Source organism: Lysobacter xanthus (genome assembly GCF_047159895.1).
This window is the reverse complement of sequence record NZ_BAAGAB020000146.1, coordinates 1-1,698: the sequence shown is the minus strand read 5'-3', so window position 1 is coordinate 1,698 and position 1,698 is coordinate 1. Positions and strand designations below refer to the sequence as shown.

1 protein-coding gene is annotated in these 1,698 nt (G+C 62.7%); it reads left to right on the top strand.

The features are described 5' to 3' along the window. Positions 1–483: 483 nt before the first annotated feature. Entirely contained in the window at positions 484–921 is a 438-nt protein-coding gene (locus ACY35P_RS15550) for a hypothetical protein (protein WP_462116742.1), read from the top strand. Positions 922–1,698 lie beyond the last annotated feature (777 nt).

Below are 1,698 nucleotides of genomic sequence, written 5' to 3'. Positions count from 1 at the left end.
GTAGGGTGCTGAGTACGCCCCCTAACAATTCGTCCAAGCCGACGCCGCTTCGCGGCGCGGCTTAACTCAGGTGTTAGGCCTATGGATGTAGCTATCGTCGCAGGCGCGGCCACGCTTGCTGGAGCAATTGCCAGTCACATGGCCAAGATCCACATTGTTTCGATGCTTCGCGACTTCCACCCGCAGGCCTACGCTAGCGCAGGCGCCCCGAAGTATCGCCAGATCTACAGCCAAAACGGACATCTCAATTGGCGCTGGATCAAGCAGGTCTGGTTTCGCGGATTTGCGCGTGATGAACTGAGCCCGAGTGGGCTCCGCTGGCCATATGAAGTAGCTTGGGTGTCATCGTGGCTAGGCTTGCTTGCAGCCTTGGTCTTCATGCACCACTTCCTAGAGTCTGCCGGCCAACCCGGCTCATAGGCCTAACAATTCGTCCAAGCCGACGCCGCTTCGCGGCGCGGCTTAACTCAGGTGTTAGGCCCCTTGTTGAGCAAACTCGCCGCCGCAGTCGACCACCCGCTTAGCCGAGTTTTGCTCGGACTGTTGGGCATCCTCGTCACTGGATCCATTGGTGTGTTCGCGCTGGGGTTCGTCCTAGTCAACCCCCTGCAGGAACCGGTGGCATTCCTTGTGGGCCTTGGCGGCTGCTTAGGCCTATTCGGCTGGTGGTCCCGTATTGCTTTCCGCTCAGCGTCACTTGCTTTCCGCCCGCGCCTACGGGCCGCAACCGCCGCGTTCTTGTTGCTCGGCGTCGCTACTGTCCTGTATCAGCTTGCCAGGTTGCGGCTAAGCGCCGGGGCGCTTCCGTTCCTCGCCGTCGTCGCGGGCGCTGGGATCTATATGTTGCTGGGCACGCTCGGCATCGCCGGTTCGGGGCCTAACAATTCGTCCAAGCCGACGCCGCTTCGCGGCGCGGCTTAACTCAGGTGTTAGCGCCCACCACCGGCTAGCAGAGAACATTGAAGTGGTCTGCCGCGGCCCCGGCTTTCCCGTGCTCCCACCCGCGGCTCCACCATTGCGCTTCGGCAAGCATCCTTATCGCAAGCCCACTGCCCTACGGCTGCGCTCCAGCCAAGCCGCGCATGCAGCCAGATTTGGCGGCGCCCGCCAGCCCTCGCCGTAGCGTACCGTGGCATTCTCCGCGCTTGGTGGTTAGGGCACGCTCGGCAAGGTCCTGTGGGCTCTAACAATTCGTCCAAGCCGACGCCGCTTCGCGGCGCGGCTTAACTCAGGTGTTAGGTGCGCCGGGCAAGCACATGGAAACGGCAAGAATTTCCAACGCAACGTGGGTGGACCTAGCACTCTCGGCTGTGCTCGGTGGGCTACTTGTTGCGCAACTCGTGGTCGGGCTTCCCACCGGCGAAGGCTGGGGAGTCTCACGAGCAAACGCGCTCCTCGGAACAAATGTTGCCGCTTGGGGCGTGGCATTTGCGCTGGCCTATTTCGTGCCCGGGTCTGCTCTGTTGCTTTCAGGCCTCGCGTGGCTGTCCGAGTCCTTTAGCCGGGTAGGCCCGTTTCGCGTTGGGCCGGCGTGGACCTTGGCCTGGGCCGTGTTCTTTCTCTTCTGCGGCGGCCTTATGCTCGCCACAGGTGCCGGCTGGCTCTAGTGCCAGGCCGCGCACCTAACAATTCGTCCAAGCCGACGCCGCTTCGCGGCGCGGCTTAACTCAGGTGTTAGAGGGCACTGCCAGTGCGTCG